The 1,603-nt window shown below is 54.8% G+C and carries 2 rRNA genes (1 of these 2 cut by a window edge); both read right to left on the reverse strand.

What is annotated here, in order from left to right:
* Positions 1 to 8: 8 nt before the first annotated feature.
* Positions 9 to 125, reverse strand: a 5S ribosomal RNA gene (gene rrf, locus ABFT43_RS22575).
* Positions 126 to 244: 119 nt separating this feature from the next.
* A 23S ribosomal RNA gene (locus ABFT43_RS22580) occupies positions 245 to 1,603 on the reverse strand; it runs 1,873 nt beyond the window's last position.

The following is a 1,603-nucleotide window of genomic DNA, read 5'->3' on the forward strand; positions in this document are numbered from 1 at the left end:
GAAATTGTGTTCGGCGGTGTCCTACTCTCCCACACTGGTTAAGGTGCAGTACCATCGGCGCTGGAGGGCTTAGCTTCCGGGTTCGGAATGGGGCCGGGCGTTTCCCCTCCGCTATGGCCGCCGTAACTCTGTGAAACAACCACAACAGTCGTTGTTTGTTTGTGTGTGTGTTGTTTCAGAAGTGTCATAGTGGATGCGAACACTGTTCAGACCGTTCGTCGAGGTCTGGTGGTGTTGTGGTGTTGTTGGTAAGTCCTCGGCCGATTAGTACCAGTCACCTGAACACATTGCTGTGCTTACAGTTCTGGCCTATCAACCCCATGATCTGTGGGGGGCCTTAACCCCGCTGAGGGGGTGAGAAACCTCATCTTGGAACAGGCTTCCCGCTTAGATGCTTTCAGCGGTTATCCCTTCCGAACGTAGCTAACCAGCGGTGCCCCTGGCGGGACAACTGGCACACCAGAGGTTCGTCCGTCCCGGTCCTCTCGTACTAGGGACAGGTTTCCTCAAGTTTCTTACGCGCGCGGCGGATAGAGACCGAACTGTCTCACGACGTTCTAAACCCAGCTCGCGTGCCGCTTTAATGGGCGAACAGCCCAACCCTTGGGACCTACTCCAGCCCCAGGATGCGACGAGCCGACATCGAGGTGCCAAACCATCCCGTCGATATGGACTCTTGGGGAAGATCAGCCTGTTATCCCCGGGGTACCTTTTATCCGTTGAGCGACACCGCTTCCACTTGCCGGTGCCGGATCACTAGTCCCGACTTTCGTCCCTGCTCGACATGTACGTCTCACAGTCAAGCTCCCTTGTGCACTTACACTCAACACCTGATTGCCAACCAGGCTGAGGGAACCTTTGGGCGCCTCCGTTACCTTTTAGGAGGCAACCGCCCCAGTTAAACTACCCACCAGGCACTGTCCCTGAACCCGATCAGGGTCCGAGGTTAGAAGTCCAATACGATCAGAGTGGTATTTCAACAACGACTCCACGAACACTGGCGTGCCCGCTTCACAGTCTCCCACCTATCCTACACAAACCGTACCGAACACCAATACCAAGCTATAGTGAAGGTCCCGGGGTCTTTTCGTCCTGCCGCGCGTAACGAGCATCTTTACTCGTACTGCAATTTCGCCGAGTCTGTGGTTGAGACAGCAGAGAAGTCGTTACGCCATTCGTGCAGGTCGGAACTTACCCGACAAGGAATTTCGCTACCTTAGGATGGTTATAGTTACCACCGCCGTTTACTGGGGCTTAAATTCTCAGCTTCGCGGACGAATCCACTAACCGGTCCTCTTAACCTTCCAGCACCGGGCAGGCGTCAGTCCGTATACATCGTCTTACGACTTCGCACGGACCTGTGTTTTTAGTAAACAGTCGCTTCTCTCTGGTCTCTGCGACCCACACCAGCTCCCACCGCAAGGATGATCACCAGTGCAGGTCCCCCTTCTCCCGAAGTTACGGGGGCATTTTGCCGAGTTCCTTAACCACAGTTCACTCGATCGCCTTAGTATTCTCTACCTGACCACCTGTGTTGGTTTGGGGTACGGGCCGTGTACCAACTCGCTAGAGGCTTTTCTCGGCAGCATAGGATCATGGAATT

Source organism: Gordonia aurantiaca (assembly GCF_039939235.1).
GTDB lineage: Bacteria > Actinomycetota > Actinomycetes > Mycobacteriales > Mycobacteriaceae > Gordonia.